The 26,508-nt window shown below is 62.0% G+C and carries 24 protein-coding genes; 13 read left to right on the top strand and 11 right to left on the bottom strand.

The genetic code is table 11. The features are described from left to right. The 5 genes from VGO04_RS03345 to VGO04_RS03365 form a co-directional block, all read left to right on the top strand. On the top strand, nucleotides 1-343 hold a 343-nt coding region (locus VGO04_RS03345; RefSeq protein WP_327494539.1), incomplete at its 5' end, for a carbohydrate ABC transporter permease. Between the two features lie 28 nt (nucleotides 344-371). Then, nucleotides 372-2,024 (top strand): alpha-glucosidase family protein, encoded by a 1,653-nt coding sequence (locus VGO04_RS03350; RefSeq protein ID WP_414650505.1) that lies wholly within the window; start codon nucleotides 372-374, stop codon nucleotides 2,022-2,024. 59 nt (nucleotides 2,025-2,083) lie between these two features. Beyond that, nucleotides 2,084-3,172: a sn-glycerol-3-phosphate ABC transporter ATP-binding protein UgpC gene (locus tag VGO04_RS03355; protein ID WP_327494541.1), complete on the top strand. Its 1,089-nt coding sequence runs from the start codon at nucleotides 2,084-2,086 to the stop codon at nucleotides 3,170-3,172. 288 nt (nucleotides 3,173-3,460) lie between these two features. Then, nucleotides 3,461-3,871: a hypothetical protein gene (locus VGO04_RS03360; protein ID WP_327494542.1), complete on the top strand. Its 411-nt coding sequence runs from the start codon at nucleotides 3,461-3,463 to the stop codon at nucleotides 3,869-3,871. A 76-nt stretch (nucleotides 3,872-3,947) separates the two neighbouring features. Continuing rightward, nucleotides 3,948-4,313 (top strand): Gfa-like protein, encoded by a 366-nt coding sequence (locus VGO04_RS03365; RefSeq protein WP_327494543.1) that lies wholly within the window; start codon nucleotides 3,948-3,950, stop codon nucleotides 4,311-4,313. A 100-nt stretch (nucleotides 4,314-4,413) separates the two neighbouring features. Here the strand turns inward: VGO04_RS03365 and edd are convergent, their stop codons facing one another. The 5 genes from edd to VGO04_RS03390 form a co-directional block, all read right to left on the bottom strand. Then, nucleotides 4,414-6,234, bottom strand: coding sequence for a phosphogluconate dehydratase (gene edd, locus VGO04_RS03370; protein WP_327494544.1), 1,821 nt, complete (start codon nucleotides 6,232-6,234; stop codon nucleotides 4,414-4,416). Between the two features lie 196 nt (nucleotides 6,235-6,430). Further along, nucleotides 6,431-7,129 (bottom strand): 6-phosphogluconolactonase, encoded by a 699-nt coding sequence (gene pgl / locus VGO04_RS03375; RefSeq protein WP_327494545.1) that lies wholly within the window; start codon nucleotides 7,127-7,129, stop codon nucleotides 6,431-6,433. 8 nt (nucleotides 7,130-7,137) lie between these two features. Next, nucleotides 7,138-8,613 carry a glucose-6-phosphate dehydrogenase gene (zwf, locus tag VGO04_RS03380; protein ID WP_327494546.1) on the bottom strand — a complete coding sequence of 492 codons (1,476 nt, stop codon included), beginning with the start codon at nucleotides 8,611-8,613 and terminating at the stop codon, nucleotides 7,138-7,140. A gap of 96 nt (nucleotides 8,614-8,709) precedes the next feature. Next, the gene (locus tag VGO04_RS03385; protein ID WP_327494547.1) at nucleotides 8,710-9,996 is read right to left on the bottom strand and encodes an FAD-binding oxidoreductase; all 1,287 of its coding nucleotides are present in this window, start codon (nucleotides 9,994-9,996) and stop codon (nucleotides 8,710-8,712) included. A gap of 15 nt (nucleotides 9,997-10,011) precedes the next feature. After that, the gene (locus VGO04_RS03390; RefSeq protein WP_275022772.1) at nucleotides 10,012-11,448 is read right to left on the bottom strand and encodes a glutamine synthetase family protein; all 1,437 of its coding nucleotides are present in this window, start codon (nucleotides 11,446-11,448) and stop codon (nucleotides 10,012-10,014) included. A 125-nt stretch (nucleotides 11,449-11,573) separates the two neighbouring features. On the opposite strand from VGO04_RS03390, the gene VGO04_RS03395 reads away from it, so the two are divergent. The 3 genes from VGO04_RS03395 (at nucleotide 11,574) to VGO04_RS03405 (ending at nucleotide 16,015) form a co-directional block, all read left to right on the top strand. Then, the gene (locus VGO04_RS03395; RefSeq protein WP_327494548.1) at nucleotides 11,574-12,758 is read left to right on the top strand and encodes an NAD(P)/FAD-dependent oxidoreductase; all 1,185 of its coding nucleotides are present in this window, start codon (nucleotides 11,574-11,576) and stop codon (nucleotides 12,756-12,758) included. A 234-nt stretch (nucleotides 12,759-12,992) separates the two neighbouring features. Continuing rightward, nucleotides 12,993-13,139 (top strand): hypothetical protein, encoded by a 147-nt coding sequence (locus tag VGO04_RS03400; RefSeq protein WP_327494549.1) that lies wholly within the window; start codon nucleotides 12,993-12,995, stop codon nucleotides 13,137-13,139. A 350-nt stretch (nucleotides 13,140-13,489) separates the two neighbouring features. Continuing rightward, nucleotides 13,490-16,015 (top strand): HAMP domain-containing methyl-accepting chemotaxis protein, encoded by a 2,526-nt coding sequence (locus VGO04_RS03405; protein ID WP_327494550.1) that lies wholly within the window; start codon nucleotides 13,490-13,492, stop codon nucleotides 16,013-16,015. 96 nt (nucleotides 16,016-16,111) lie between these two features. On the opposite strand, the gene VGO04_RS03410 is transcribed toward VGO04_RS03405, so the two are convergent. Beyond that, on the bottom strand, nucleotides 16,112-16,315 hold the full coding sequence (locus VGO04_RS03410; RefSeq protein ID WP_327494551.1) for a hypothetical protein: 204 nt from the start codon (nucleotides 16,313-16,315) through the stop codon (nucleotides 16,112-16,114). Nucleotides 16,316-16,404: 89 nt separating this feature from the next. Between VGO04_RS03410 and VGO04_RS03415 the strand changes: the two genes are divergently transcribed. Further along, a complete protein-coding gene (locus VGO04_RS03415; RefSeq protein WP_327494552.1) occupies nucleotides 16,405-17,286 on the top strand; it encodes a LysR family transcriptional regulator in 882 nt (293 codons plus the stop codon). Nucleotides 17,287-17,324: 38 nt separating this feature from the next. On the opposite strand, the gene VGO04_RS03420 is transcribed toward VGO04_RS03415, so the two are convergent. The 3 genes from VGO04_RS03420 to aceA form a co-directional block, all read right to left on the bottom strand. Further along, on the bottom strand, nucleotides 17,325-18,434 hold the full coding sequence (locus VGO04_RS03420; protein WP_327494553.1) for a helix-turn-helix transcriptional regulator: 1,110 nt from the start codon (nucleotides 18,432-18,434) through the stop codon (nucleotides 17,325-17,327). A 271-nt stretch (nucleotides 18,435-18,705) separates the two neighbouring features. Continuing rightward, nucleotides 18,706-18,942, bottom strand: coding sequence for a hypothetical protein (locus tag VGO04_RS03425; RefSeq protein ID WP_327494554.1), 237 nt, complete (start codon nucleotides 18,940-18,942; stop codon nucleotides 18,706-18,708). 82 nt (nucleotides 18,943-19,024) lie between these two features. Next, nucleotides 19,025-20,314: an isocitrate lyase gene (gene aceA, locus VGO04_RS03430; RefSeq protein ID WP_327494555.1), complete on the bottom strand. Its 1,290-nt coding sequence runs from the start codon at nucleotides 20,312-20,314 to the stop codon at nucleotides 19,025-19,027. A 229-nt stretch (nucleotides 20,315-20,543) separates the two neighbouring features. Here aceA and VGO04_RS03435 point away from each other — a divergent pair, with 229 nt between their 5' ends. Then, nucleotides 20,544-21,953, top strand: a complete 1,410-nt coding sequence (locus tag VGO04_RS03435; protein WP_327494556.1) for a helix-turn-helix domain-containing protein — start codon at nucleotides 20,544-20,546, stop codon at nucleotides 21,951-21,953. On the opposite strand, the gene VGO04_RS03440 is transcribed toward VGO04_RS03435, so the two are convergent. Both VGO04_RS03440 and VGO04_RS03445 read right to left on the bottom strand, forming a co-directional pair. After that, the gene (locus VGO04_RS03440; RefSeq protein ID WP_327494557.1) at nucleotides 21,947-22,915 is read right to left on the bottom strand and encodes a fatty acid desaturase family protein; all 969 of its coding nucleotides are present in this window, start codon (nucleotides 22,913-22,915) and stop codon (nucleotides 21,947-21,949) included. The two genes, VGO04_RS03435 and VGO04_RS03440, sit on opposite strands and share 7 nt — an antisense overlap. 59 nt (nucleotides 22,916-22,974) lie before the next feature. Continuing rightward, a complete protein-coding gene (locus VGO04_RS03445; protein WP_327494558.1) occupies nucleotides 22,975-23,166 on the bottom strand; it encodes a hypothetical protein in 192 nt (63 codons plus the stop codon). A gap of 84 nt (nucleotides 23,167-23,250) precedes the next feature. Here VGO04_RS03445 and VGO04_RS03450 point away from each other — a divergent pair, with 84 nt between their 5' ends. The 3 genes from VGO04_RS03450 (at nucleotide 23,251) to VGO04_RS03460 (ending at nucleotide 26,508) form a co-directional block, all read left to right on the top strand. After that, nucleotides 23,251-24,345, top strand: a complete 1,095-nt coding sequence (locus VGO04_RS03450; RefSeq protein WP_414650506.1) for a polyamine ABC transporter substrate-binding protein — start codon at nucleotides 23,251-23,253, stop codon at nucleotides 24,343-24,345. 104 nt (nucleotides 24,346-24,449) lie between these two features. Beyond that, a complete protein-coding gene (locus VGO04_RS03455) occupies nucleotides 24,450-25,592 on the top strand; it encodes an ABC transporter ATP-binding protein (RefSeq protein ID WP_327494559.1) in 1,143 nt (380 codons plus the stop codon). A 4-nt stretch (nucleotides 25,593-25,596) separates the two neighbouring features. Beyond that, nucleotides 25,597-26,508 carry an ABC transporter permease subunit gene (locus tag VGO04_RS03460; protein ID WP_327494560.1) on the top strand — a complete coding sequence of 304 codons (912 nt, stop codon included), beginning with the start codon at nucleotides 25,597-25,599 and terminating at the stop codon, nucleotides 26,506-26,508.

The following is a 26,508-nucleotide window of genomic DNA, read 5'->3' on the forward strand; positions in this document are numbered from 1 at the left end:
GCGCGAAATCATGGAATCCGCCCGCGTCGACGGCGCCAGCGATTTCGATATCTTCGTCAAGATCATCCTGCCGCTGTCCTTCCCGGCGCTCGCCTCCTTCGCGATCTTCCAGTTCCTGTGGACCTGGAACGACCTGCTGGTCGCGATCGTGTTCCTGGGCGCCGGCCCCGATGAGCTGGTCCTGACTGGCCGGCTCGTCAACCTGCTCGGCTCACGCGGCGGCAACTGGGAGATCCTGACGGCCTCCGCCTTCATTACCATCATCGTTCCGCTGATCGTCTTCTTCAGCCTGCAGCGCTATCTCGTGCGCGGCCTGCTGGCGGGTTCGGTCAAGGGCGGCTGACATCCAAGGACTTCCAGAGACAATGAGCATGACCGAAATGAGCACTTCCACATTGCAGGCCGATCGGGACTGGTGGCGCGGCGCGGTGATCTATCAGATCTATCCGCGCTCCTACCAGGACTCGAATGGCGACGGGATCGGCGACCTCAAGGGCATCGTTGCCCGGTTGCCGCATATCGCCGCCCTTGGTGCCGACGCAATCTGGATTTCGCCATTCTTCACCTCGCCGATGAAGGACTTCGGTTACGACGTCTCCAACTACACCGATGTCGACCCGATCTTCGGCACGCTTGCTGATTTCGATGCCGTCATCGCCGAGGCGCACCGCCTCGGCATCCGGGTGATGATCGACCTCGTCCTCTCGCACACCGCGGACCAGCATCCCTGGTTCGTCGAAAGCCGGTCGAGCAGGACGAATGCCAAGGCCGACTGGTATGTCTGGGCCGACTCCAAGCCCGATGGCACGCCGCCTAACAACTGGCTGTCGATCTTCGGCGGTTCGGCCTGGGCCTGGGATCCGACGCGACTGCAGTATTATCTGCACAACTTCCTGACCTCGCAGCCGGACCTCAACCTGCACAATCCGGAAGTCCAGGACGCACTGCTTGGCGTCGAGCGTTTCTGGCTGGAGCGCGGCGTCGACGGCTTCCGTCTCGACACGATCAACTTCTACTTCCACGACAAGCAGCTGCGCGACAATCCGGCGCTGGTGCCGGAGCGCCGCAACGCGCAGACGGCCCCTGCGGTCAACCCGTACAACTACCAGGAACATCTCTATGACAAGAACCAGCCGGAGAACCTGGAATTCCTGAAGCGCTTCCGCGCCGTCATGGACGAGTTCCCGGCAATCGCCGCAGTCGGCGAGGTGGGCGACAGCCAGCGTGGCCTGGAGATTGCCGGTGAATACACCTCCGGCGGCGACAAGATGCAGATGTGCTACGCCTTCGAATTCCTGGCGCCGGAGCCGCCGACGCCGGCGACAGTTGCCGAGGTTCTGCGCAATTTCCAGAAGGCGGCCCCCGAAGGCTGGGCCTGTTGGGCTTTCTCCAACCATGACGTCGTGCGCCATGTGAGCCGCTGGGGCGCCGGCGTTGCCGATCGCGACGCGCATGCCAAGCTGCTTGCAAGCCTGTTGATGTCGCTGCGCGGCTCGGTCTGCATCTACCAGGGCGAGGAACTGGCGCTGTCAGAAGCCGAGCTTGCCTATGAAGATCTGAAAGATCCCTATGGGATCCAGTTCTGGCCCGATTTCAAGGGCCGCGATGGCTGCCGCACGCCGATGGTTTGGGATGGTTCCGCAGTCAACGGCGGCTTCGGCAGTGCGAAGCCCTGGCTGCCGGTTCCCTCAGAACATCTGACACGCGCCGTGTCCGCACAACAGGGTAATGAGGCGTCGGTGCTCGAACACTACCGTCGCTTCCTGCATTTCCGCAAAGCGCATCCGGCTTTCGCCAAGGGCGAGATCGAGTTCGTAAGCACGGACGGACCCGTGCTCGCCTTTGTCAGGAGCCACGGCAACGAGAAGCTTTTCTGCCTGTTCAACATGAGTGGCGCGCCGGCGACGGCCACACTGCCGAACGAACCGATGGCAGCACTCGAAGGGCACGGCTTCAAAGCCGAGGTGAAGGACAGAACGGTCAGCATGCCTGCTTGGGGCGCTTATTTCGCGCGGCTGGTGTGAAGGTCGGCTGGCTCTGATGAGACGAAGAACTGACGGGAAGAACCGAAGGGGAGGGTGCAATGACAGGTCTGCTGCTTAAAGATATCCGCAAGTCCTACGGCGCGGTCGATGTCATCCACGGCATCAATCTCGACATCAAGCAGGGCGAGTTCATCGTCTTCGTCGGCCCGTCCGGCTGCGGAAAGTCGACGCTTCTGCGCATGATCGCGGGTCTGGAAGAAATCACCGGCGGCGACATGTTCATCGACGGCGAACGGGTCAACACCGTGCCGCCGTCGAAGCGCGGCATCGCCATGGTGTTCCAGTCCTACGCGCTCTACCCGCACATGACCGTCTACGACAACATGGCCTTCGGCATGCGCATCGCCAAGGAGACGAAGGAGGAGATCGATCGTCGCGTGCGCAACGCCGCCGATATCCTCCAGCTCACCAAGTATCTCGACCGGTTGCCGAAGGCGCTGTCCGGTGGCCAGCGCCAACGCGTCGCCATCGGCCGCGCGATCTGCCGTGACCCGAAGGTCTTCCTCTTCGACGAGCCGCTGTCGAACCTCGACGCCGCCCTTCGCGTCGCCACCCGCATCGAGATCGCCAAGCTCAGCGAACAGATGGCGGATACCACGATGATCTACGTCACCCACGACCAGGTGGAGGCGATGACGCTTGCCGACCGCATCGTGGTGCTGTCGCAGGGGCATATCGAGCAGGTCGGCGCCCCGCTCGAGCTTTACGAACGTCCGGCCAACCTCTTCGTCGCGCGCTTCATCGGCTCGCCGGCGATGAACATCATTCCCTCGACGATCACCGCCACCGGTGCGCAGACGACGGTAAAGCTGACCGGCGGCAAGAGCGTCACGCTCGATATCCCGACGGACGGATCGCAGAACGGCAAGACGGCGAGCTTCGGCGTTCGGCCCGAGGACCTGCAGACGACGACCGGTGAGGATTTCCTGTTCGAAGGTACGGTCGCCATCGTCGAGGCGCTCGGCGAAGTCACGCTGCTCTACATCGAAGGTCTGGTCGACAAGGAGCCGATCATCGCGAAGATCCCGGGCATCCTGCCGGTGCATCGCGGCGACAAGGTTCGCTTCACCGCCGACAAGGCGAAGCTGCACCTGTTCAACGCCGACGGGCGCAGCTATCGCGTCTAAAGCAACTCCAGGAAAAGTGCGAAGCGGTTTTCCGTCCGGAGTTGCGACTTAGGCGACCAAGTCCAGGAAAAGTGCGAAGCGGTTTTCCGTCCGGAGTTGCGACGTAGACGACCAAGTCCAGGAAAAGTGCGCAGCGATTTCCGTTTGGAATTGCGTAACCAAGAATCCTTTTCTTCACCTCGTCCCGCCCGGTTTTCCGGGCGGTTTTTCATCTCATCGCCGGATCGAACCGTCTGTTAAATCTCTGCCGCTAGTCTGTATCAAAAGGGGATATGGAAAGGCATTTCGATGAACGGGGCGGCACCTGTCTTGCAGCAGCACTTCCTGAATAAGGAAGAGTCCTTCATGTACGATCGCGAGACCAGTTTCGCGATGGAGGACACGCGGAATGAGGCGCGCATCGAGTATACCGAGAAGGGCATGACGCAGTTGAGCTCGCGCCGCTGCGAGATCATCAAGCTGTCGAAGAGCGGCGCCGTGCTCGGCATCCTCACCAAGTACCAGTTGCCGCAGAATTTCTATCTGGATATTCCAAGCGCGCGCATCCAGATGGTCGGCTGCCTGTTGAAGCGGGTGCATGCGAACAACATCGTCGAAGCGCGCTTCCTGCGGCTTTTGACCGACCGCGACCTCAACCGCATCTTCGTCTACAGCACCCACCCGAACCACCGCAACCGGACGCTCGACATCTATCGCTGAGACTGGAGCGCGGGCTTGACTGCGCCGCTGCTGCAAGGAATGGTTGCGTCCATTTCAGCAGACGAGGACCGGCACCATGCAGCGACCCTATCGGCTTTCCTGCCATTGCGGCGATATCGCTTTCGAGGTTGACGAGGAGCTCGCCGGTCTTGTCGACTGCAATTGCTCGACCTGCCGCCGTTCGGGTTTCCTGCATTGGAAGGTGGACGCAGCCAACGTAAAGCTGCTCACCGAGAAGCGTCGCCTCACCAGCTACATCTGGCGCGGTCTCAATGAGGGTCACCAGTTCTGCCCGACCTGCGGCGCGCCGGTGCTGCGTAGCGGCTATCCGGACAACAAGGTCTCGATCAATGCGCGCTGCATTGAGGGCGTTGATGTCTTCGCGCTTGAAATCGAGCGCTACGACGGCCGCAACGACATGTTCCCTGGCCCGTTGCCGTAAGCGGCCTCGTCGCAACACCGTTCGAATGGATCTAATGACAAACGCCGCTCCGAGGGAGCGGCGTTCTGTCTCTCGGGATCTCTGCGTGCGCAGAGGCTCTCTAGTGGAAGAGAACGCTCGCCCCGTGATCGGCCGCACCCGCGATTGCGCGGAACGGCGCAAACAGCTCTCGGCCCATGCCGAATTCGTTGTCCGAGAGATCGGCATGCGCCGGCACGCGCGTCTTCAGCGCGATCTCCTCGACCAGCACCTCGATCGTGCCAGCGACTGCGTCGATGCGGACGATATCGCCTTCCTGGATGCGAGCGATCGGGCCGCCGTCCTTGGCCTCCGGCGTCACGTGGATCGCCGCAGGCACCTTGCCCGATGCGCCCGACATGCGCCCGTCCGTCAGGATGGCGACGCGCTGGCCGCGGTCCTGCAGGATGCCGAGCACGGTCGTCAGCTTGTGCAGTTCGGGCATGCCATTCGCCTTCGGGCCCTGGAAGCGAACGACGGCGACGAAATCGCCCTCGAGCTTGCCGGCCTTGAAGGCAGCGTTCAGTTCGCTTTGGTCATGGAAGATCTTGGCCGGGGCCTCGATGATGTGGCGGTCCGGCTTGACGGCGGAAATCTTGATAACGGCCTTGCCGAGATTGCCGGTCAGCATTTTCAGGCCGCCCGTATGCTGGAACGGATGGTCGATGGTTGCGAGCACCTTCGGGTCCGCACTCTCCTTCGGCGTCGGCACGCGCTCGACGTTGCCATCGGCGCCGAGACGGACGTCGATCTTGTAGGCGTCAAGGCCCTGGCCGACGACGGTGCGGACATCGTCGTGCAGCAGGCCGCCGCGAAGCAGCTGGCTGATCAGGAAGCCCATGCCGCCGGCGGCGTGGAAGTGGTTTACGTCGGCAAGCCCGTTCGGATAGACGCGCGCAAGCAGCGGCACAATGTCCGAAAGCTCGGAAATGTCCTGCCAGGTGAGCACGATGCCGGCGGCACGCGCCATAGCGACAATGTGCATGGTGTGGTTGGTCGAACCGCCGGTCGCATGCAGGCCGACGACGCCGTTGACGATCGAGCGCTCGTCGATCATTTCGCCGGCCGGCGTGAACTCGTTGCCCATCGCGGTGATCGCGAGAGCCCGCTTGGCGGCTTCCTTGGTCAGCGCGTCGCGCAGCGGCGTGCCGGGATTGATGAAGGAGGCGCCGGGCAGGTGGAAGCCCATGATCTCCATCAGCATCTGGTTGGAATTGGCGGTGCCGTAGAAGGTGCAGGTGCCAGGGCCGTGATAGGATTTGGACTCTGCCTCGAGCAGTTCTTCGCGGCCGACCTTGCCTTCGGCAAACAGCTGGCGGACCCGCGCCTTCTCGTCGTTCGGCAGTCCCGTCGTCATCGGCCCTGCCGGAACGAAGATCGCAGGCAGGTGGCCGAAGGTGAGCGCTGCGATGACGAGGCCCGGTACGATCTTGTCGCAGACGCCGAGATAGACGGTCGAATCGAACATGTTGTGGGAGAGGCCGATGCCGGCGGACATGGCGATCAGGTCGCGGGAAAACAGCGACAGTTCCATGCCCGGCTGCCCCTGCGTGACGCCGTCGCACATCGCAGGCACGCCGCCGGCAACCTGCGCGACGCCGCCCGCCTCGCGCGCTGCCTCGCGGATCAGGGCCGGGTAGGTCTCGAATGGCTGGTGCGCCGAGAGCATGTCATTGTAGGAGGTAATGATGCCGAGATTAGCCACGCGGTCGCCGGCGAGCGCCACCTTCTCGGCGGGGGAACAGACGGCAAATCCGTGCGCAAGGTTGCCGCAGCCAAGCACGCTGCGGTGCGGACCGCTGGATGCTGCCCGGCGAACGCGATCGAGATAGGGCTCGCGGTGCGGTTTCGAGCGCTCGACGATGCGAGCGGTGATTGCGGCAATGCGGGAATCGGCGGACATGGTCAATCCTGTTCCGGAGTCCTCACGACTCCTCATCTTCATCCAGTCATCGGTCCGGAGCGCGGCGAGCTTGGGAGAGCGCAAGTCGCGTCCCGGCATGGTCTTGGAAACACTTGCGCGTTCCCGCGGGGCGCGCCACGGGTTGCAGGTGCTTCCAGCTTTCCGTCGGGCCTGTTCGGCCCGACATCACTGTAATCTAGGGCGCCCAGTAGATTTCAACCGGCGATGCGGCACGGCGCAGCATCGCACGGATCGGCATGTCCTTCTCGTCACCGGCCTCTTCGGCCTTGGCGAGAACGGTCTTCTTGCCTTCACCTTCGATGTGCAGCACCAGAAGCCGCGCATCCTGAAGGCTGGCGAAGGTGAGGGTCAGCCGGGTCTCGCCGGCGCCTTCCGCTTCCATCGTGATCACACCGCGCGGCGTCGCCGGATCGATCGCCCGCTCAAGCTGTGACCCGCCGGGGAAGAACGACGCCGTGTGCCCGTCCGTGCCCATGCCGAGGATCGCGACATCGAACGGTGAGCCGACAGCCGCGGTTTCGCGGCTGGCGATCTCCGCTGCGGCGTCGGCCGAGGGGGCAGAATGATAGAGCGGCAGGAATGTGGCCGCAGCCGCCTTGCCCTGAAGCAGGTTGGCGGCAACGAGGCCGTGATTGGAGCGGTCACTTTCCGGTGGCACGAAACGTTCGTCGACAAGCGTGATCGTCACCTTGTCCCAGGCGATGTCCCTGTTGGAGAGCGCCCGAAAGAAGGCCTTGGGCGTCGAGCCGCCGGACACGGCGATGCTCGCCGAACCGCGCGCCTTGATGCCGGCGGAAAGGGTGCGGCTGACGGCATCGGCGAGGCCCTCCGCCAGTGCTGCACCGTTTTCGAATGTATGAAGCGTTGTCGTCATCGGCGCACCTATATCGCATCGTTCCAGGTGCGGCCGTCCCGTTCGATCAACGCGATCGACTGGCTCGGGCCCCAGGTGCCGGCAGTATAGCCCTGGACCTGCTGCCCGGTTTCCTCCCAGGCTTTCAGGATCGGGTCGACCCATTTCCATGCTGCCTCGACTTCGTCGCGGCGCACGAACAGCGTCTGGTTGTTGCGCACGACGTCGAACAGCAGCCGCTCGTAAGCGTCCGCATTGCGCACGGCAAAGGCCTCGGCAAAGCTCATGTCCAGCGAAACGTTGCGCAGGCGCATGCCGCCGGGGCCCGGGTCCTTGATCATCAGCGACTGCTTCACGCCTTCGTTCGGCTGCAGGCGAATGACCAGCTGGTTGGCCGAGATGCGCCCGGCATTGTTGTCGAAGATCGAGTGCGGGATCTGCTTGAAGGTGATGACGATTTCCGACATGCGGCCGGCAAGGCGCTTGCCGGTGCGAATGTAGAAGGGCACGCCCGCCCAGCGCCAGTTGCTGACCTCGGCCTTGATCGCCACGAAGGTCTCGGTGTTGGAAACGCCGCCTTCAAGCTCTTCGAGGTAGCCTTTGACCGGGCCGCCGGCAGAGGCGCCTGCGCGGTACTGGCCGCGCACCGTCACCTGCTCGACGTTGGAGGATGTGATCGGCTTGAGCGCGCGCAGCACCTTCAGCTTCTCGTCGCGGACCGCTTCGGCGTCCATCGAGGTCGGCGCTTCCATGGCGACGAAGCAGACGAGCTGCAGGATATGGTTCTGCACCATGTCGCGAAGCGCGCCAGCCTTGTCGTAGTAGCCGGCGCGGTTTTCAAGCCCGACGGCTTCCGACACGGTGATCTGCACGTGGTCGATATGGGCGGAGTTCCACAGCGGCTCATAGAGCGCATTGGCAAACCGCAGCGCCATCAGGTTCTGCACCGTCTCCTTGCCGAGATAGTGGTCGATGCGGAAGATCTGCTCTTCGCGGAAGACCTTGCCGATGGTGTCATTGAGTTCGGTCGCGGACGCGAGGTCGCGGCCGATCGGCTTTTCGACGACGATGCGGGTGGTCTTGGTGATCAGCTTGTGGTCGCGGATCTTTTCGGAGATGTCACCGAAGATCGCCGGTCCGACCGCGAGATAGAAGGCGCGGATGCGCTCCTTGCCCTCTTCGAGCAGCTTCTTCAGCGTGTCCCAGCCCTGGTCGGACTTGGCATCGACGGAAACATAAAAGAGCCGTGCCGCGAACTTGGCGACTTCCTCTTCCTTGTATTCGTCGGCCTTGAGATGTTCTTTCAAGGCATCGACGGCGAACTTGCGATATTCCTCATGGCTGAGCGCTGCGCGCGACGCGCCGATGATGCGGGTCGGTTCGGTAATCTGGCCTTCCAGCTGCCGGTGATAGAGCGCTGGCAACAGCTTGCGCTCGGCAAGATCGCCGGTGCCCCCGAACACCACATAATCAAATGGTTCGACGGGAATGATCTGGCTGCTCATGGGATATCTCGATCTGTTCAGGTCACGGACACATATAATCTAATCGATTTAAACGCGCTAGGGTGCGGCGCAATAAAATGCCGCCGCAAGCGCTTATCAGAACCTGTCGCGTAATGCGTACCAGCTTAGGGCGAGGAAGAGAAGGGCGGAGCGGAACCGCGTGCCGCCTGGAAAAGCCGGGATTTTCAGGGCTTTCAACAGATCGAGCTCGGTATCCTTGCCAAGGACCAGGTCCGCATAAAGCTTGCCGCAATAGTTGGAAAGCATCACGCCGTGGCCGGAATAGCCGCCGATCGAGGTGACGCCCGGCATCACTTCGCGACAGAAGGGCGTGCGCGGCATGGTAATGCCGACCGAGCCGCCCCAGGCATGGGTGATCTCGACATTGGCGAGTTGCGGATAGATCTCGCTGATCTGCCGGCGGATATGGGTCGAGATATCCAGCGGATTGTCGGCCGTATAGGCTTCGCGGCCGCCAAAGAGCAGCCGCCCGTCCTTCGACTTGCGGAAGTAGCGCACGACGAAACGCGAATCGTCGACCGACTCGCCGCCGGGGATGACGTCGGGATGATCGGAAAGCACGCTCGTTGCGCCGATGAAGGAGCGGATCGGCATGACGTGGCTGGCGCTCACCGGCTCCAGATTGCCAATATAGGCGTTGCAGGCGACAAGCACGCGGTCGGCAGTGATCGTGCCACGGTCGGTGGTGATGACGATCCCGCCCGAATTCCGGTCGATCTTCAGGGCTTTCGTCTGCTCGAAGAGGTTGGCGCCGGCAATCGCGGCCTGTTTGGCAAGGCCGACCAGCAGCTTCATCGGGTGTATATGGCCGGTGCCAGTATCGCGAATGCCGAAATGGTAGTGGCTCGATCCGAGGCGACTTGCGGTCTCCTCGCGCTCCATGAACGAGAGATGCGGATAGCCGAAGCGTGTCGCCATCGCCTCGGCATGATCGCGATAGTCTTTCTCCAAGCTCTGTTTGTGGCCGACCGAAAGCTGGCCTGGCACGAACTCGATGTCGATCTCGTTAGCGCTGGCGAAGTCGAGCACATAGCGCTTGGCGTTCTCGGCCATGGTAAACAGCGCCTGCGCCCGTTCATGGCCGAGGCTTTCCTCCGTCTCTTCCGCCCATGCCCGCTGGCCCGTGCCGAACTGGCCGCCATTGCGGCCAGAGGCACCGTCGCCGAAGCGACAGGCGTCGATCAGGGTCACGTCGACGCCCTGTCTTGCGAGGTTCAGGGCGGCTTGCAGCCCGGTGTAGCCGCCGCCGATGATCGCGACGTCGGCTTTTCGCGATCCCGGCATGACCGGATACTCCGGTCGATCCGGAACGGTCGCCTCATACCAGGAGAAACCGGGCGAGATCGGGCTTTGCCAAGGCATGGAGAACCTCTGAGATCAGACGTTGAGAAGCAGGAATTCGCGTTCCCAGGGGCTGATGACCTGCATGAAGGTCTCGAACTCGCCACGTTTGACGCCGGCATAGATGGCGATGAACTCGGGGCTCAGCACGTCGGCAAGCGACGGTGCCGATTCCAAGAGCGCCACGGCTTCGAGCAGGCCGCGGGGCAGGTCGATCTCGCCCTCATTGGCCGTGTCCTCGGTCGGTGCCGTCGGTTCCCGCTGTTCGATAATGCCGAGATAGCCGCAGGCGAGCGAGGCCGCGAGCGCCAGATAGGGGTTGGCGTCCGAGCTCGGCAACCGGTTCTCGATGCGCCGGGCGACCGGCTCCGACACCGGAATGCGGAAGGCGGTCGTACGGTTGTCGTAACCCCAGGCGGTGTTGACCGGCGCCGACATGTCGGGCGTCAGCCGGCGGAAGGAGTTCACATAGGGCGCCATCATCACCAGCGTGCGCGGCACGTAGTGCTGCATGCCGCCGATGAAGTGGAAGAACTCCTTCGATGCCGATCCGTCGGGGTTTGAAAACAGGTTGCGGCCGGTGTTGATCTCGACCACCGACTGGTGGATGTGCATCGCCGAGCCGGGCTGGCCCTGCATGGGTTTCGCCATGAAGGTGGCGTAGATGCCATGTTTCAGCGCCGCCTCGCGGATGGTGCGCTTGAACAGGAACACCTGGTCGGCAAGCTCGATCGGATCGCCGTGGCGAAGGTTGATCTCGAGCTGCGCCGGGCCTTCCTCGTGGATCAGCGTGTCGATCTCGAGACCCTGCTTCTCGGAGAAGTGGTAGATGTCGTCGATCAGTTCGTCGAATTCGTTGATGCCGGCGATCGAATAGCCCTGGCCGCCGAGGATCGAGCGACCGGAGCGGCCTTTCGGCGGATGCAGGGGATAGTCGGGATCGTCATTGGTGGCAACGAGATAGAATTCGATCTCAGGGGCTACGACCGGCTTCCAGCCCTTCTGCTTGTAGAGATCGACCACGCGCTTCAGCACGTTGCGGGGCGTATAGCTGATCTGCTCGCCCTGCGAGCCGACGATGTCGCAGATCACCTGCGCCGTCGGGTCGGTCTCCCAGGGTACGACCGAGAGTGTCGAAAGGTCGGGAACGAGCTTGATGTCGCTGTCGCGGGAATCGTAGCGGAACTGGCCAGTCTCGTCGGGATACTCGCCCGAAATCGTGTGGCGGTAGACGGCCGATGGCAGCGCCAGGGACGTGTTGGAGGTGAACTTCGAGGTCGGCATCATCTTGCCGCGAGGGACACCTGCAAGGTCGGGCGTGATGCATTCGACGTCTTCGATGCCGCGGATCTTGAGCCAGTCCGTGGCTTCCTTCCAGGTCTTCACGCCGCGCAGGGAGTGGAGGGCGGGGGGTATTTTCGAAGTTTTGCTGATTTTCGTTGTTTGTTGGGCAGCACTTCTCTTTGAGGGCATAAATCACCGGTTTTGGCTTCGGATGACGCATCATAACCACAGATTGGCAATTGGCTAGATGGGCCTACCATTGACTTTCTCCTTTGCCACCGGACAAGGAAAGGCAAACGTGTCCGAGGTGTTTCGTGGCTGAGAAGAAAGATGTGGTGATCATTGGCGCCGGTGCGGCCGGCATGATGTGCGCCATCGAGGCAGGCAAACGCGGACGCCGTGTGGCTGTGCTCGACCACGCCAAGGCGCCTGGCGAAAAGATCCGCATCTCCGGCGGCGGCCGCTGCAACTTCACCAACATCCATGCGGGGCCGAAGAACTTCCTGTCGGCCAATCCGCATTTCTGCAAGTCGGCGCTTGCCCGCTACACGCCGCGCGATTTCCTTGCCCTGGTCGAAAAGCACGGCATTTCCTGGCACGAAAAGACGCTTGGCCAGCTGTTCTGCGACCATTCGGCCAAGGACATCATCAAGATGTTGCTAGCCGAAATGCGCGATGTGAATACTGAGCTGCGCCTGGAGACGTCGATCGAAAGCGTCGAGCGTCACGGGGCGGGCTTTCGCGTGACGACGGATGACGGGCCTGTCGATGCGCAGTCGCTGGTGATTGCCAGCGGCGGCAAGTCGATCCCGAAGATGGGGGCGACGGGATTTGCCTACCGGGTTGCCGAGCAGTTCGGGCTCGCCATGATCGAAACCCGACCGGGTCTCGTGCCACTGACGCTCGATCCGGCGCAACTCGAAACGGTCGGGGAACTGGCCGGCGTTGCAGCGGACGCTGAGGCCCGTTCGGGAAAGACAGCCTTCCGCGAGGCGGTGCTGATCACCCATCGCGGCCTGAGCGGTCCGGCGATCCTGCAGATCTCGTCCTTTTGGCGCGAGGGCGAGGAAATCGTGCTCCGGCTGATGCCTGATATCGACATTGCCTCGATCCTCAAGGATATCAGACGCAGCCATGGAAAGCAGGCGGTGCAGACGGCGCTTGGCGATATCCTGCCGCGCCGGCTCGCGCAGTTCTTCGCCGACGGGGCAAAGCTGACGGGCCGTCAGCTTGCCGATCTCTCGGACAAGGCGATCAATCAGCTTGCCGCCTCGATCCAGGCCTGGGCGATCAAGCCTGCCGGCTCGGAGGGCTACCGTACGGCCGAGGTTACGCTCGGCGGCGTCGACACGAACGGGCTCGATTCCAGGACGATGCAGGCAAAGACGGTTCCGGGTCTTTACTTCATCGGCGAATGTGTCGACGTCACCGGCTGGCTCGGCGGCTACAATTTTCAGTGGGCCTGGGCATCGGGCTTTGCGGCTGGGCAGGAAGCCTAGTCATCCCGGTTTTGGGTGGATGAACTTTAGCGATTGTTAACGGATATCACTCAACCTAATTCTGGTCGGCACAGCCGACAGTTGGTGCAGCCGGATTGTCGCGGAAACGGAAATCACACTGTTTCCATTTTTTTGACTTTCCTCCGCCACCGCATGGCTGCAATATGATGGTGACTGGCAAGCCGGTTCATCCGGGCCGATCGTTGCCGGTCGATGTGACAAGGACATGATGCCATGAACCAAACACGCCGCCGTCCCCGCGCTATAGCGATCGCCCGCACCGATGAAAGCCGTCAGCAGAAGGCGGTCATCACGCGTCTCGCTCTGATCGCTTTCTTTGCCGTTGCCGCGCTCGCGACCCTCCCGGCTCTCTGGTTCTGATCACAGGTGATCGGCCCGCAGTTGGCCGGTCCGTGGGCGCGAATGACGCGCCCACACGCTGCTTGCGAATTTCCGTCGCGGGCCTGAAGCTTATACAATTTTTAATCGTTCAAAATGAATATTGCGACCGAGTGAGTTCCGTCAGGACTTCGCTGCCGGGGAGGTGGCGCGGTCCCGCAATGATTGCTGACGGACTGGCGGCGTGCGCCGCATGACTTTTTCGAAAAACATCAGCCTGTTTGCGCATCGGGTGGCTCTCGATCGTTCGCACCTTCACGTCCGTCCGTGAACGCGAAAACTGAGCGAGCCGCCAGGGGAGGCGAATGCGAGCTGCGAGCCGAGGTGTTTTCATGTTCATCGATAGAATTCTTGCCCGTTTCAAGATCCAGACGAAGGTGCTGTTTTTCATCCTGCCCTTCGTCGTCAGCATCTGTGCCGTCGGCATCACCGGTCTCTATGCATCCGGCCTGCTTCAGGGCCGCATGGAGATTTCCAACAGCGTGCTTAGGACATTGAGCGGCTTCAAGGATGTCTACGCGGGCATGAATGCCTTCCTGCATTCGACGACCGAAGAAACGCGCGACGCGGTTCAGGCGACGATTTCCACCCAGAAGGACGTGCTCTCCGAGACGGCAGCGCAGGTCGCCGGCCAGAACGGCCAGGACGAACTGAAGGCGGCGATCGCTGCGACAACCGACATCGAGGCGCGCATCGGTGGTCTCTGGACGCTGCATGTCGGCGAGCAGGACCTGCGCACGGCCATGAACGCGAACCTCGACGCGCTGCTCATCGAGCGCGCCAAGATCAACGAGGAGTCGAATCGGCTGCAATATGCGGTGCGCAAGAGCGAGAATGCCGCCAAGACCATGCTGCGCGAAGCTGAAAAGCTGATGCGCGCAAGCCGCTTCTTCAACGAATTCGGTACCGAGGTCAGCAAGGCGATTACCGTTGACGACAAGCTGAAGGCGGTCAAGGAACGCTTTCCGATGATCGGTCGCACCGAGCGCGACATCTTCCGCCTCCTGCCCAAGGACGAGAAGTCGCTCGCCGAAACCATCACGTCGGCCTCGAGCGAGATCGGCGCTATCCTGAAGGCGCCGGCCGGCCCTGAAACGCTTGCAGGCATCTCCAAATACGTCGACCGCTTCCGCACAGCGAGCTTCCGCCTGGAAGCGGCATCCGTAGGCAAGATGCGCGACGCGACCCGGATTTTCGCCGAACTCGACGAACAGATCGTCACGACGGAATCGGTGCTCACCGCCACCCGCCGGCTGTCCTCCTCGATCACCGATATCCAGATTTCGGCCGCCACCTTCATGGGCGTGACGAACGAAGGCAACCGTCAGAAGCTGCTCGACAAGTCGCTCGCCGTCCAGCAGAACATGGCGACGCTGCGTGGCGTTGCCAGTGACGGCGCCTCCTTCGACAAGATCGCCGACACGCTGATGCCGATCCTGACTGCGATGAAGAAGGATGCAGCCGCCCTCGTCGAAATCACGGTCAAGCGGACTGCCGACTTCGATGCCGCCGGCCAATCCATCAATCAGATCTGGACCGATCTGACCGTGTTTGCCGAGCAGCAAAAGGTTGCCGCCGGCACTGAGCGTCAGGAAGCCAACCAGATCTCCGTCGCCGCCACCGTTGCCGGCGTGATCATTGCACTGCTTGCCGGTATCGCCCTGACGCTGACGCTCAAAAAGCCGATTGGCCAGATCACCGCGGCGATGCGCCGTCTCGCCGACGGCCGCCTCGACACCGCGATCGACGGTGACGCTCGCCGCGACGAAATCGGCGACATGGCGCGCGCCCTTGGCGTGTTCAAGGAGAACGCGCTTTCCAAGGTCCGCATCGAGGCCGAAAGTGAAGAACAGCGCAGCCGTGCTGAAGACGAACGCAGCCGCAACGACCAGGAGAAGCGCGAACTCGACCGCCAGATCGACCTGGCTGTCAGCGAACTGGCCGCCGGACTTGGCCGCCTGGCCCAGGGCGATCTCTCGCGCCAGATCGACATTCCGTTCCACGGTCGCCTCGAACAGCTGCGCCAGGACTTCAACGGTTCGCTGATCCGCCTGCAGGACACGCTGGCGCAGATCCGCGGCAACGCCCAGGCGATCCAGCGCAGCGGCGCCGACATGCATCATGCCGCAGATTCGCTTTCCAAGCGGACCGAGGCCCAGGCTGCATCGCTTGAAGAGACGGCCGCCGCCGTCGACCAGATCACCGTCACGGTGCGCTCGTCGGCTGAACGCGCCGGCGAAGCCAATCAGGCGGTGATCCAGACCAAGCGCAGCGCCGACAGCTCGGCGGCCGTGGTCACCAACGCGATCGCCGCCATGGGACGGATCGAGGACGCCTCACGCCAGATCGAGCAGATCATCGAGGTGATCGACGACATCGCCTTCCAGACCAACCTTCTGGCGCTCAACGCCGGCATTGAAGCGGCGCGTGCGGGCGAAGCCGGCAAGGGCTTTGCCGTCGTCGCCCAGGAAGTGCGCGAATTGGCGCAACGTTCCGCGGAAGCTGCGCGCGAGATCAAGGGCCTCATCAACAAGTCGACCAACGAGGTCAATGCCGGCTCGCATCTGGTCAAGGAGACGGGTGCCGTGCTCGCCTCGATCAGCCAGCAGATCGTGATCGTCAGCCAGCATGTGGAAATGATCGCGACCGCAAGCCGCGACCAGGCCGTGGCGCTGAACGAGGTCAACGGTTCCGTCAACCAGATGGACCAGATGACCCAGCAGAACGCGTCGATGGTGGAAGAGGCGACAGCGACAAGCAGCGCGCTCGCCCAGCAGGCCGACACGCTGATGATGCTGGTAGAGCAGTTCCGGCTGGAGCCGGAAGCGGACGACTACGGCAACTATCGGGCGGCTTAAGCCGCCTGACGGATCACCGGATGCGGGAACGAAGTCCCGCATCCGGTCAAGCGCACGGCAGGCCGATGCTTGGTGCGCGATATAACAAGGCTGGGGCTAATATTGCACCGCGTGGCCGCAGGGCTGCGCGGTGCATTTTTCATCCGCGGTCGGACGCCTTGCCCGGCTTGCGGCGATCGTCGCTGTCACGGCGCAAAGAATGCGTTTCAGCAGCCCCGGCGGCTTCGGATCGAAATCCTCGTCCCAGCGGCGGTTCTTCAGGGCCAGGTCGACGATAAAGACCATTGCCATCGTATCCATTGTGATGCTCCTCGTGTGATGGGCATCCCTTCTTTTATGCATCAAAGTCTGTTTTACATACACTCGATTTCCGCCTATGTTTTTCATTCATGAAAGACCTGGATTGGGATATTTATCGCTGTTTCATGAGCGTGGCGCGCACCGGCGGTCTCACCGGGGCCGCGCAGGCGCTCGGCTCGAGCCCGGCCACCATTGGCAGGCGGATGCTGGAGCTTGAGGAGCGCACGGGCCGAGCATTGTTTCTGCGCAGCCAGACCGGCTACCAGCTCACGGGCGAGGGCGAGCTTCTCTTCGATCAACTGCAGGAAATGGAAGCAGCGGCCCGACGGGTCGAAAGTTGGCGGCGCGAGGGCGAGGGGGCAACCATCCGCATTACCGTCGGTACCTGGATCGCCTGGTTGCTGGCTGAGAATTTTCCCGCACTTTGCAGCGAGAAGGACGGTTTCAGCCTGGCTTTGACCATCGGTGAAACACGCGCAAGCCTCGCCTACCGTGAGACGGATATCGGGATCCGCGCTTTCGAGCCGGAGGAAAGCTATCTGGCGGCAAGCCCCGTCGGCGACGTCGCCTATGCTGCCTATCGCCAAAGAAATGCACCGCCGGCCGCCAACGCCCGATGGGTGGCGGTCGCCGAGGAGGACGCAATCTCGGCCTATCTTCGCTGGCCCCGCGAGCAGGAGGAGGGGCGGGCGGAACGACGGATTGTCGCCACCGTCACGCGACCGCGCTCACTGCTCGATCTGGCGCGCGCCGGTGCCGGATGCGCGGTGCTTCCCTGTTTCGTCGGCGACCTCGATCCGTTGCTGGAGCGGGCCGGCGAAGAGATTGCAGCACTGCGGCATCGGCAATGGATCGTGATGAACAACGAGGACAGGCATCGCAGGGAGATACGCACGGTCGTCGATCGCATGACCAGGCTTCTGCGCAGTCACGCCGACGTCTTTGCCGGTAAGCGACCCCGCCGCGGCTAGAACGCGTTTCAGAAGACACTAGGTCGGGCGGCTTGTTCTCAGCGCATCAGAAGCTTGATCAGCGCGGCCTGCGAATTGACCCGGGTCTTGGCATAGACACTCTTCAGCTGCGTGCGGATCGTCTCGTAGCTGACGCAGTTGGCGCGCGACATTTCCTTCAACGTCAGCCCTGCGGCGATGCCCGACGCGATACGTATTTCCGCAGGCGTCAGCCCGTAGTGGTCCTTCAGATGGTCCAGGCGCTGTTCGCCGGCGACTGCACTGGCAGGTTCGATCAGCACGGCAACCGTCGGTCCTTCGAGCAGTTCGGTGAAGATGCTGGAGCCACGCCGGATCAGCGTAACGCGAAAGGCGTTGCCTTCGGAGGTCCTGACGATGCGGACCTGGGGCTGTGTGGCGCTGCCGATCGGCCAAGCCAGGAGCCCCAGCGCAACGCTGGCCTCCGCTTCGCCCATGAGCAGGCGCCCGTTGACGGTCACTCGGAACGGCGCGCCGCCTGCCGTCATCCGCGCGGCATTTTCGTTCATCGAGCGAATGCGCAGATTGTCACCGACATAGATGACGCCGACGCCGATCGTGTCGAGCAAAGTCCGGCCTTCATGCTGCTCGGCCATCATCAGGTCGCGTCGGCGCAGGAAGTCGAAGGCGCGTTTCAGGTGGGGAGCAAGGGCCGTATATTGATCTGCTGCCTGCTGGTTGAGGTCTTCGTCGGTGGACGACGTGCAGGTCGATATCAGCAGCGTGCGCGTCGGGCTGCGCACAATGGTCACGCCGACGGTGGTTTCGCAGTCGGTCTGGCGCTTGAGCCAGTCATGGTAGAATTCCGATTTGAGCAAGTCCTTGCGTGCGACGATGTCCTCGCCGGAGAGACCGCGCCCGACCGGCACAAGCACCGATTTCGGTATCCAGGGATTGATGGCTGCGAAATGGCTGTTGAACTGCTCGATCGCCTCTGGAGTAAAGCCCGAGACATAGGGCACGAATGACGCCGGCGACGCGAGATCGTGGTAATGCAGAGCGGAACGCCCGTTGGGCATCGTCGTTGCCAGCCGATCGAGGAAATCCTGCCAGCCGCAGTCTCCGAAGGCGGCGCCGTAGATCATGTCCGTCAATTCGGCCGTATCGGCAGCTTTCGTCGATCGATACATGCGTGCCTGTCCCTCAGGTAGCTTTGGCTAATATAGCCAGCTGCGGCCGATTCGAGCAACTTGAAATAGCAGGCGACGCGCTTTGGTTGTATACGATATTCGTCCGACAACGCAGAATGGCCGGCGTTTCTGCCGGCCATTTAAGGCTTTCGCGTCACGGTATCTGGTGGCCCAATTGCTCAGCCGGCAATCATAGATTGCAATTGCCGCTGCGACTGGATGGCTGGGACGAGCGAGATCAGCGCCATCGTCAGTGTCATTGCGGCGAGCGTCATGGTCTGCTTTGGGTCACGATGACCGGGATCAGGAGATCCCCCCAATTGCCCTCGCCATGGTGGCGCGCCGAGCGTACCAGCTCGACCGAAACGCCGGCATCAACGGCCTTCATGACGGACTGGTTGAGGCGGTGCAGGTCGTTGGCGACCATGCGGATCGCTGCCTGTTGGTCCGGGGTCATCGCCGAAGACTGTTCCTCGGCCCGTTCCTTGACGCGTGTCTGGACTGTCATTGGACTTCTCCTTGTGGTTCGAGGTTTGTTTTGAAGTGTTCGGGGAGCGCGGCGGGCAGGGATTGCCGCGCTCCCCTGCCGTTCACTCTGCGGCCGGGCGGAACTGGTCGTGCTCGGTCGATTCCTTCATGGCGGTCGTCGAAGATTGGCCGCCGGTGATGGCCAATGAAACGGCGTCGAAATAGCCGGTGCCGACTTCGCGCTGGTGCTTGGTCGCCGTGTAGCCGTTGACCTCGGCGGCAAATTCCGCCTCCTGCAGCTCCGAATAGGCGGCCATCTGGCGGGCCTTATAGCCGCGGGCAAGCTCGAACATGCCGAAGTTCAGCTGGTGGAAGCCGGCAAGCGTGATGAACTGGAACTTGTAGCCCATCGCGCCGAGTTCGCGCTGGAACTTGGCGATGGTCGCGTCGTCCAGGTTTTTCTTCCAGTTGAACGACGGCGAGCAATTGTAGGCGAGCAGCTTGCCCGGATGTGCCTTGTGCACGCCCTCGGCGAACTTGCGGGCCTGTTCCAGGTCCGGCTTGGAGGTTTCGCACCAGATGAGGTCGCAGTGCGGCGCATAGGCGACGGCGCGGGCGATGCAGGGCTCGATGCCATTCTTCACCTGGTAGAAGCCTTCGACCGTGCGGCCGGCATCATAGTCGACGAAGGGACGATCGCGCTCGTCGATATCGGACGTCAGAAGCTTGGCGGCTTCCGCATCGGTGCGGGCGATGACCAGCGTCGGCGTGCCCATGACGTCGGCGGCAAGGCGCGCCGCATTCAGGTTGCGGATATGGGCCGCGGTCGGGATCAGGACCTTGCCACCGAGATGGCCGCACTTCTTTTCGGACGCCAGCTGGTCCTCATAGTGGACGCCGGCAGCACCCGCCTCGATGAAGGCTTTCATGATCTCAAACGCGTTGAGCGGGCCGCCAAAGCCGGCTTCTGCGTCGGCAACGATCGGTGCGAACCAGGTGTCGACAGAAAGGCCCTTGCCTTCGGAGGTCTCGATCTGGTCGGCACGCTGGAGCGTGCGGTTGATGCGCTTGGCCAGTTCCGGTGCAGCGTTTGCCGGATAGAGCGACTGGTCCGGATACATTGCCGAGGCGGTGTTGGCATCGGCAGCGACCTGCCAGCCCGAGAGATAGATGGCTTTGAGGCCGGCGCGGACCATCTGCATGGCCTGGTTGCCCGAGAGCGCGCCGAGCGCGTTGACGAAGTCTTCCTCGTGAATGAGTTTCCACAAGCGGTTCGCGCCCATTTCGGCGAGCGAATAGCGGATCTCGACGGACCCACGCAGCCGCTTCACGGTCTCGGCGGTATAGGGGCGTTCGATACCGTCAAAGCGGCCCTGCGGTGCGCTCGGAACCAGCTTGTAAAAATCAGTCATTACATCCTCCTGTCAAAATTCGGACATCCATTCGACTTTCGTCTCGTGGTGCATTCTGTTGCGAGTTCATGTGACAGTTTTTACATTGCGCTGCGGAAGTCAGCCATTGAAAACAACAAAGCGAAGTGTTAAAAAGGGTTATCTTGTCTTGCCTTTGACAGGTCTGCGCAGTAAATTTGTAAATACTGTAAATGGTGGCGCGATCGCGGAATTGTAAAGGTAGTTACAAATGGCCGAGAACAAGATCTTCGCGGGTCCGCGCGTCCGGCGTATCCGCAACGGCCTGTCTTTGACGCAGACGGCCATGGCCGAAGCCCTCGGCATCTCGCCTTCCTATCTCAATCTGATCGAGCGCAACCAGCGGCCGCTGACGGTCCAGCTGCTGTTGAAGCTCGCCTCGGTCTATAAGGTCGATCTCGATGAGCTGCAGGGGGAAACCGGCGGCAGCCTCACGCAGCTGCGCGAGGTCTTCGCCGATCCGCTGCTGGCCGCCGAACTGCCGGGCGACCAGGAGCTGATCGAGGTTGCCGAGGCGGCCCCCAATGCGGCCGGCGGCGTCGTCAAGCTTTACCGCGCCTACCGCGAGCAGGCAGCGCGGCTGAAGGATCTTGCCGATCTGTTGGCGGGGCAGGGCCATATGGAGGCGCTGTCCGGCACGCGGCTGCCGATGGACGAGGTGCGGGAAACCTTCGAGGCGCGACCCAATTACTTCGCGGGCATCGAGACCGCCGCCGAGGCGTTCCACGAAACGCTTGCTCCAGGTGAGGATCTCCTGGCTGCGCTTAAGGGCTGGCTGAAGAAGGAGCACGGCCTCGTCGTGCGCAGCCTGCCGGTGCATGCGATGCCCAATCTGCGCCGGCGCTTCGACCGGCATTCCATGCGCCTGTTCATCTCCGAGCGGTTGTCGCCCTATGACCAGTTGCGCGAGATCGCCATGGAAGCGGTGTCGATCGCCTGCCACGAGGCTATCACCGCCGAACTCGGCACCTTCAGATTTTCAACCGCCGAGGCGCGCCGCATCGCCCGCTTCGAACTGGCGCGCTACGGCGCCCATGCGTTGATGATGCCCTATGCCGCCTTCGTCGCGGCCGCGCAGCGGGCGAATTACGATATCGATGTGCTGCGCGCCCGGTTCCAGGTTTCGTTCGAACAGGTGGCCAACCGTCTGACCATGTTGCAGCGGCCCGGTGCGCAAGGCGTTCCGTTCTTCCTGATGGAGATCGACAACGCCGGCCATCGCCTGCGACGCGCTGGCGCGTCAGGCTTCCCTCAGACGAAGTTCGGCGGCGGCTGTCCGAAGCTCAATATCCACGCCGCCTTCTCGATGCCGGGGCAGATCCTGGTCGAGCGTGTCGAAATGCCTGACGGCGCCGAGTTCCTGACCGTGGCGCGCACGCTCGATGGACCACAGGCCGGCTTTCACGAACGGGTGCGTCGCACCGCGCTGCTGGTCGCTTGCGAGGCGTCCTTTGCCGGCGATGTCATTTATGGTTCCGCGGCGCAGTCAGCGATCGCGGTCGGTGCTGCCTGTCGTCTGTGCGAGCGCCAGGGGTGTCTTGCGCGCGCCGAGCCGCCCGTCACCCGTCCGCTCGGGCTCGACGAAATGGCGACCGGGCTCAGTGTGTTCGATTTTCAGTAGCTGACGGGGTGCTGGTTCGGCAGCAAAGGCGCGTCCGGCGCGAAACATTCGGCCGGGAGCCCAGTGGTGTAGCCGCGGGTGATGTGGGCCTTGTCCGCATAGGCCTTGTTGCGCATCAATATCGCATGCAGTTCCGGCAGGTTATAGAACGGCACACCCGGATAGAGGTGATGCTCCAGATGGTAGTTGATGTTGTGGGGCGCGAAGAACAGCTTCTCCCACTGATGCGGATAGACCGTGCGTGAACTCGTCAATTCATCGCCGTAATCCATGCTGCCAAAGTGCTCCGCGACGCTGCGCACATAAAGAAAGAGGCAGAAGAAGGTGAGGAATGGCGCAACCCAATAGAGCGCCACTTCCTGCCATAGGCCGAGGAGCGTGATGATAGTGCCCGCCGTCAGGTAAAAACCGAGGCGCACCAGCTTGTATTGTAGCGTCGAGCGGTCGTTTTTGCCCATGCGCTTGGCCATATGCAGCAAGTCGCGCAGTGAATTGACCGCGACGAGATAGCCAAGCAACTGCGTGATGCCACGGGCAAGCTTCTGCGGAAAGGTGAACTGCGCCATGCCGAGCTTTGCCGCCCAGTCCGGATCCTCGTCGGTGTTGGCGTGCTGGTGGTGGGCGAGATGGTTCTGGCGATAGCCGTCGACGGTCGCAAGCACCGGCCATGCGAGCAGCAGATCGCTCATCCAATCGCTAAGCCTGCGATTGCGAATGATGCGATAGTGCGCGGCTTCGTGGACCATGCAGCCGAGCGCATGCATGCGTCCGGCAATGAGCACGACGGCAAGCAGATAGACGATCGGATTGCCGGCATACTCGCTGAACCCGATCGCTGCTGCGATCACCGCCCAATCGAAGGCGATGGCCATGAGGGCCTTTCGAGGCTCAAGCACCGAGAGGCGCTTCAACTCCTTGGGATCGATCCTGCGGTTTTTCCCGCTGACGACCTGCTCACCCATGACAACACCCGGACACTGATACACAACCGCCGCGAAAATCGCATGGCGATCATGGTTAATCAACCGTGAATGGTGATCTGTCCACGGGCTGCGGCGGCGTGGCCAACGGCGATGGTGAGGCGGGTCGACAGGCGGCGGGCTCCTGGACTGGCGCCATAAGTGCCCGTTTTTCCTCGACTTGTGAAAATCGTGAGGCAGACGTGACGGCGCGTCGCATTGGCATGAAAGCGCTTGAGGTTATCAACAAACATGCCTAACCTCCGGCCCTGAGCGAAGCGTATTGCACGGAGTTCCGGCGTGCCGGACCCGAAATGAAAAACCAAGAGGGGAGTTGTATGTCCAAGCTCATCGTCACAACCCTGGCGGCAGCCGTGCTGGCCGGCTCGACCATGCTGGCCTCGGCGCAGGAGCGCGTGGTCAACGTCTATAACTGGTCGGATTACATCGACAGCAGCATTCTGGAAGACTTCACCAAGGAAACCGGCATCAAGGTCGTCTACGACGTCTTCGATTCCAACGAGATCCTGGAGACCAAACTGCTTGCAGGCGGTTCCGGCTACGACGTCGTCGTGCCGACGGCGACCTTCCTGCAGCGCCAGATTGCTGCCGGCGTGTTCCAGAAGCTCGACAAGTCGAAGCTGCCGAACCTGTCCAACATGTGGGACGTCATCACAGAACGCACGGCCAAGTACGATCCGGGCAACGAGTACGCCATCGACTACATGTGGGGAACGACCGGGATCGGCTACAACGTCGAAAAGATGAAGGCGATCCTCGGCACCGATGAAAAGCCGAACTGGGACGTGCTGTTCAAGCCGGAGCTGGCGGCCAAGTTCAAGGATTGCGGCATCCACGTCCTCGATTCCCCAACCGATGTCATGCCGTCCGCGCTTGCCTATCTCGGTCTCAATCCGGACAGTCACGACGCCGCAGATCTCGAAAAGGCCGCTGAGCTTCTCTCGAGTGTCCGCCCCTACGTGCGCAAGTTCCACTCGTCGGAATATATCAATGCGCTCGCCAATGGCGACATCTGCCTCGCGCTCGGCTTCTCCGGCGACGTCTTCCAGGCGCGCGACCGCGCGGCCGAGGCCAAGGCCGGTGTAACCGTCGACTATGCGATCCCGTCCCAGGGCGCCCAGATGTGGTTCGACATGCTGGCGATCCCTGCCGATGCGCAGCATGTCGAGGAGGCGCATGCGTTCCTCAACTACATGATGAAGCCCGAGGTCGTGGCCAAGGCGTCCAACTACGTCTTCTATGCCAATGGCAACAAGGCCTCACAGCAGTTTCTGGACAAGGCGGTGCTCGAAGACAGCGCCATCTACCCCTCGGACGCGGTGATGCGGAAATTGTTCACCGTGACGCCCTTCGAGGCGAAACAACAGAGGGTGTTGACCCGACTCTGGACCAAGGTCGTCACCGGCCAGTAAGAGCGGAAAACGAATTGCCCGGACCTCAAAATCCGGGCAATTTTCTTAAGGGGGCACCGGGGAAAACGAGAGTGCCCATCGGCTATATCATTCGGGGATAGATGATGAAGTCACTCGGCAGTATCAGGCGGTCCTTTGCCCCTTGGGCGGATCCTGCTTCCAAGCCATTCATTTCCTTCAAGAACGTGACCAAGAGGTTCGGCGACTTCACCGCTGTCGACGACCTGTCGCTGGACATCTACACACGCGAGTTCTTTGCGCTTCTGGGTGCTTCGGGCTGCGGAAAGTCGACGCTTCTGCGCATGCTTGCCGGCTTCGAACAGCCGACTTCAGGCGAGATCATTCTTGACGGTCAGAGCCTTGCGGGCATTCCGCCCTATCGCCGACCCGTCAACATGATGTTCCAGTCCTACGCGCTCTTCCCGCACATGACGGTGGAGAACAACATCGCCTTCGGCCTCAAGCAGGACGGCATGCCGAAGGCGGACATCGCCGCGCGCGTCCAGCAGATGCTGAAGCTCGTCAAGCTTGAAAAATTCTCCCAGCGCAAGCCGCACCAGCTTTCGGGCGGTCAGCGCCAGCGTGTTGCCCTTGCTCGCTCGCTTGCCAAGCGACCGAAGGTGTTGCTGCTCGACGAGCCGCTCGGTGCGCTCGACAAGAAGCTGCGCGAGGAAACCCAGTTCGAGCTGATGGACCTGCAGCAGGAGCTCGGCCTCACCTTCGTCGTCGTCACCCACGACCAGGAGGAGGCGATGACGATGGCCGACCGCATCGCGGTCATGAGCCACGGCAAGGTCATCCAGGTCGCGACCCCGGCCGAGATCTATGAGGCGCCGAATTCTCGCTTCGTTGCGGACTTCATCGGCGACGTGAACATCTTCGAAGGAGCCGTAGCCGGGACCGAAGGCGGCTATGTCCGCCTTGAAGGCACCAACGGGTTCCCGATCCGCATGGCGTCTCCCGAAACACCGGCGACCGGCGCGAAATCGGCAGTCGCCATCCGCCCGGAAAAGATCCGGGTCAGCCGCCAGCCGCCGGCACACGCCCCCGTGAACGCCGTCGAAGGCGAGATCTGGGACATCGGCTATCTCGGCGACATGACCGTTTTCCACGTTCGTCTGAAGGACGGACGGGTGATCAAGGCGTCGTCGCTGAACGCGGTGCGCGCCGTCGAGGATCCGCTCGGCTATGACCAGGAAGTCTGGATTTCCTTCGGCGAAGACGCCGGCGTCGTTCTGAAGGATTGAGATCATGTCCCGTCTCGCTTCCGCCGTCTTCAGCCGCCTCGTCATCATCATCCCCTATGCCTGGCTGCTGTTTTTCTTCCTGATCCCCTTCTTCATCGTCTTCCGCATCTCGCTGTCGCAGACGGCGGTGGCGATGCCGCCCTATACGCCGGTCTTCGATCTCGTCGGCGGCCTGTCGGGCATCATCGAGAACGTGAAGGAGTTCAGCTTCGACAATTACGTCTGGCTGACCGAGGACGTCCTCTACTTCAACGCCTATGTGTCGAGCGTCATGATTGCGGCGATCTCGACCGTCCTGACGCTGCTGATCGCATATCCCGTCGCCTACGGCATGGCGAAGGCGCCGAAGACCATCCGACCGACGCTGCTGATGCTGGTGATCCTGCCGTTCTGGACAAGCTTCCTGATCCGCGTCTATGCCTGGATCGCGATCCTGAAGCCCGAGGGACTGCTCAACCAGTTTCTTCTTTCGATCGGTGTGATCGATCAGCCGCTGATCATCCTCAACACCAATTGGGCGATCTATATCGGCATCGTCTATTCCTACCTGCCGTTCATGGTGCTGCCGATCTACTCATCGCTGGAAAAGATGGACCACACCCTGACGGAAGCCGCGCTTGATCTTGGCTGCACGCCATTTACCGCTTTCTGGCGGGTGACGTTCCCGCTGTCGTTAGCGGGTGTCGTTGCCGGTTGCCTGCTCGTCTTCATCCCCGCCGTCGGCGAGTTCGTTATCCCGGATCTGCTCGGTGGCTCCGAAACATTGATGATCGGCAAGACGCTCTGGAACGAATTCAACGCCAACCGCGACTGGCCGGTGTCTTCGGCGGTGGCCACGATCCTGCTTCTGATCCTGGTGCTGCCGATCGTCTATTTCCAGAACGCACAGGCCAAAGCCGACAGCGAGGGGAGGTAG

Source organism: Ensifer sp., from assembly GCF_035999185.1.
Lineage (GTDB): Bacteria > Pseudomonadota > Alphaproteobacteria > Rhizobiales > Rhizobiaceae > Ensifer.

Bases quoted from the DNA above. Each gene is read 5' to 3' on its own strand.
- VGO04_RS03420 (WP_327494553.1), bottom strand. From the start codon at position 18,434: ATGTATCGATCGACGAAAGCTGCCGATACGGCCGAATTGACGGACATG.
- VGO04_RS03365 (WP_327494543.1), top strand. From the start codon at position 3,948: ATGCAGCGACCCTATCGGCTTTCCTGCCATTGCGGCGATATCGCTTTC.
- VGO04_RS03390 (WP_275022772.1), bottom strand. From the start codon at position 11,448: ATGCCCTCAAAGAGAAGTGCTGCCCAACAAACAACGAAAATCAGCAAA.
- VGO04_RS03440 (WP_327494557.1), bottom strand. From the start codon at position 22,915: ATGGGTGAGCAGGTCGTCAGCGGGAAAAACCGCAGGATCGATCCCAAG.
- VGO04_RS03400 (WP_327494549.1), top strand. From the start codon at position 12,993: ATGAACCAAACACGCCGCCGTCCCCGCGCTATAGCGATCGCCCGCACC.
- VGO04_RS03355 (WP_327494541.1), top strand. From the start codon at position 2,084: ATGACAGGTCTGCTGCTTAAAGATATCCGCAAGTCCTACGGCGCGGTC.
- pgl (WP_327494545.1), bottom strand. From the start codon at position 7,129: ATGACGACAACGCTTCATACATTCGAAAACGGTGCAGCACTGGCGGAG.
- VGO04_RS03435 (WP_327494556.1), top strand. From the start codon at position 20,544: ATGGCCGAGAACAAGATCTTCGCGGGTCCGCGCGTCCGGCGTATCCGC.
- VGO04_RS03445 (WP_327494558.1), bottom strand. From the start codon at position 23,166: ATGTTTGTTGATAACCTCAAGCGCTTTCATGCCAATGCGACGCGCCGT.
- VGO04_RS03360 (WP_327494542.1), top strand. From the start codon at position 3,461: ATGAACGGGGCGGCACCTGTCTTGCAGCAGCACTTCCTGAATAAGGAA.
- VGO04_RS03415 (WP_327494552.1), top strand. From the start codon at position 16,405: ATGAAAGACCTGGATTGGGATATTTATCGCTGTTTCATGAGCGTGGCG.
- zwf (WP_327494546.1), bottom strand. From the start codon at position 8,613: ATGAGCAGCCAGATCATTCCCGTCGAACCATTTGATTATGTGGTGTTC.
- aceA (WP_327494555.1), bottom strand. From the start codon at position 20,314: ATGACTGATTTTTACAAGCTGGTTCCGAGCGCACCGCAGGGCCGCTTT.
- edd (WP_327494544.1), bottom strand. From the start codon at position 6,234: ATGTCCGCCGATTCCCGCATTGCCGCAATCACCGCTCGCATCGTCGAG.
- VGO04_RS03410 (WP_327494551.1), bottom strand. From the start codon at position 16,315: ATGGATACGATGGCAATGGTCTTTATCGTCGACCTGGCCCTGAAGAAC.
- VGO04_RS03385 (WP_327494547.1), bottom strand. From the start codon at position 9,996: ATGCCTTGGCAAAGCCCGATCTCGCCCGGTTTCTCCTGGTATGAGGCG.
- VGO04_RS03350 (WP_414650505.1), top strand. From the start codon at position 372: ATGACCGAAATGAGCACTTCCACATTGCAGGCCGATCGGGACTGGTGG.
- VGO04_RS03460 (WP_327494560.1), top strand. From the start codon at position 25,597: ATGTCCCGTCTCGCTTCCGCCGTCTTCAGCCGCCTCGTCATCATCATC.
- VGO04_RS03455 (WP_327494559.1), top strand. From the start codon at position 24,450: ATGAAGTCACTCGGCAGTATCAGGCGGTCCTTTGCCCCTTGGGCGGAT.
- VGO04_RS03405 (WP_327494550.1), top strand. From the start codon at position 13,490: ATGTTCATCGATAGAATTCTTGCCCGTTTCAAGATCCAGACGAAGGTG.
- VGO04_RS03425 (WP_327494554.1), bottom strand. From the start codon at position 18,942: ATGACAGTCCAGACACGCGTCAAGGAACGGGCCGAGGAACAGTCTTCG.
- VGO04_RS03450 (WP_414650506.1), top strand. From the start codon at position 23,251: ATGTCCAAGCTCATCGTCACAACCCTGGCGGCAGCCGTGCTGGCCGGC.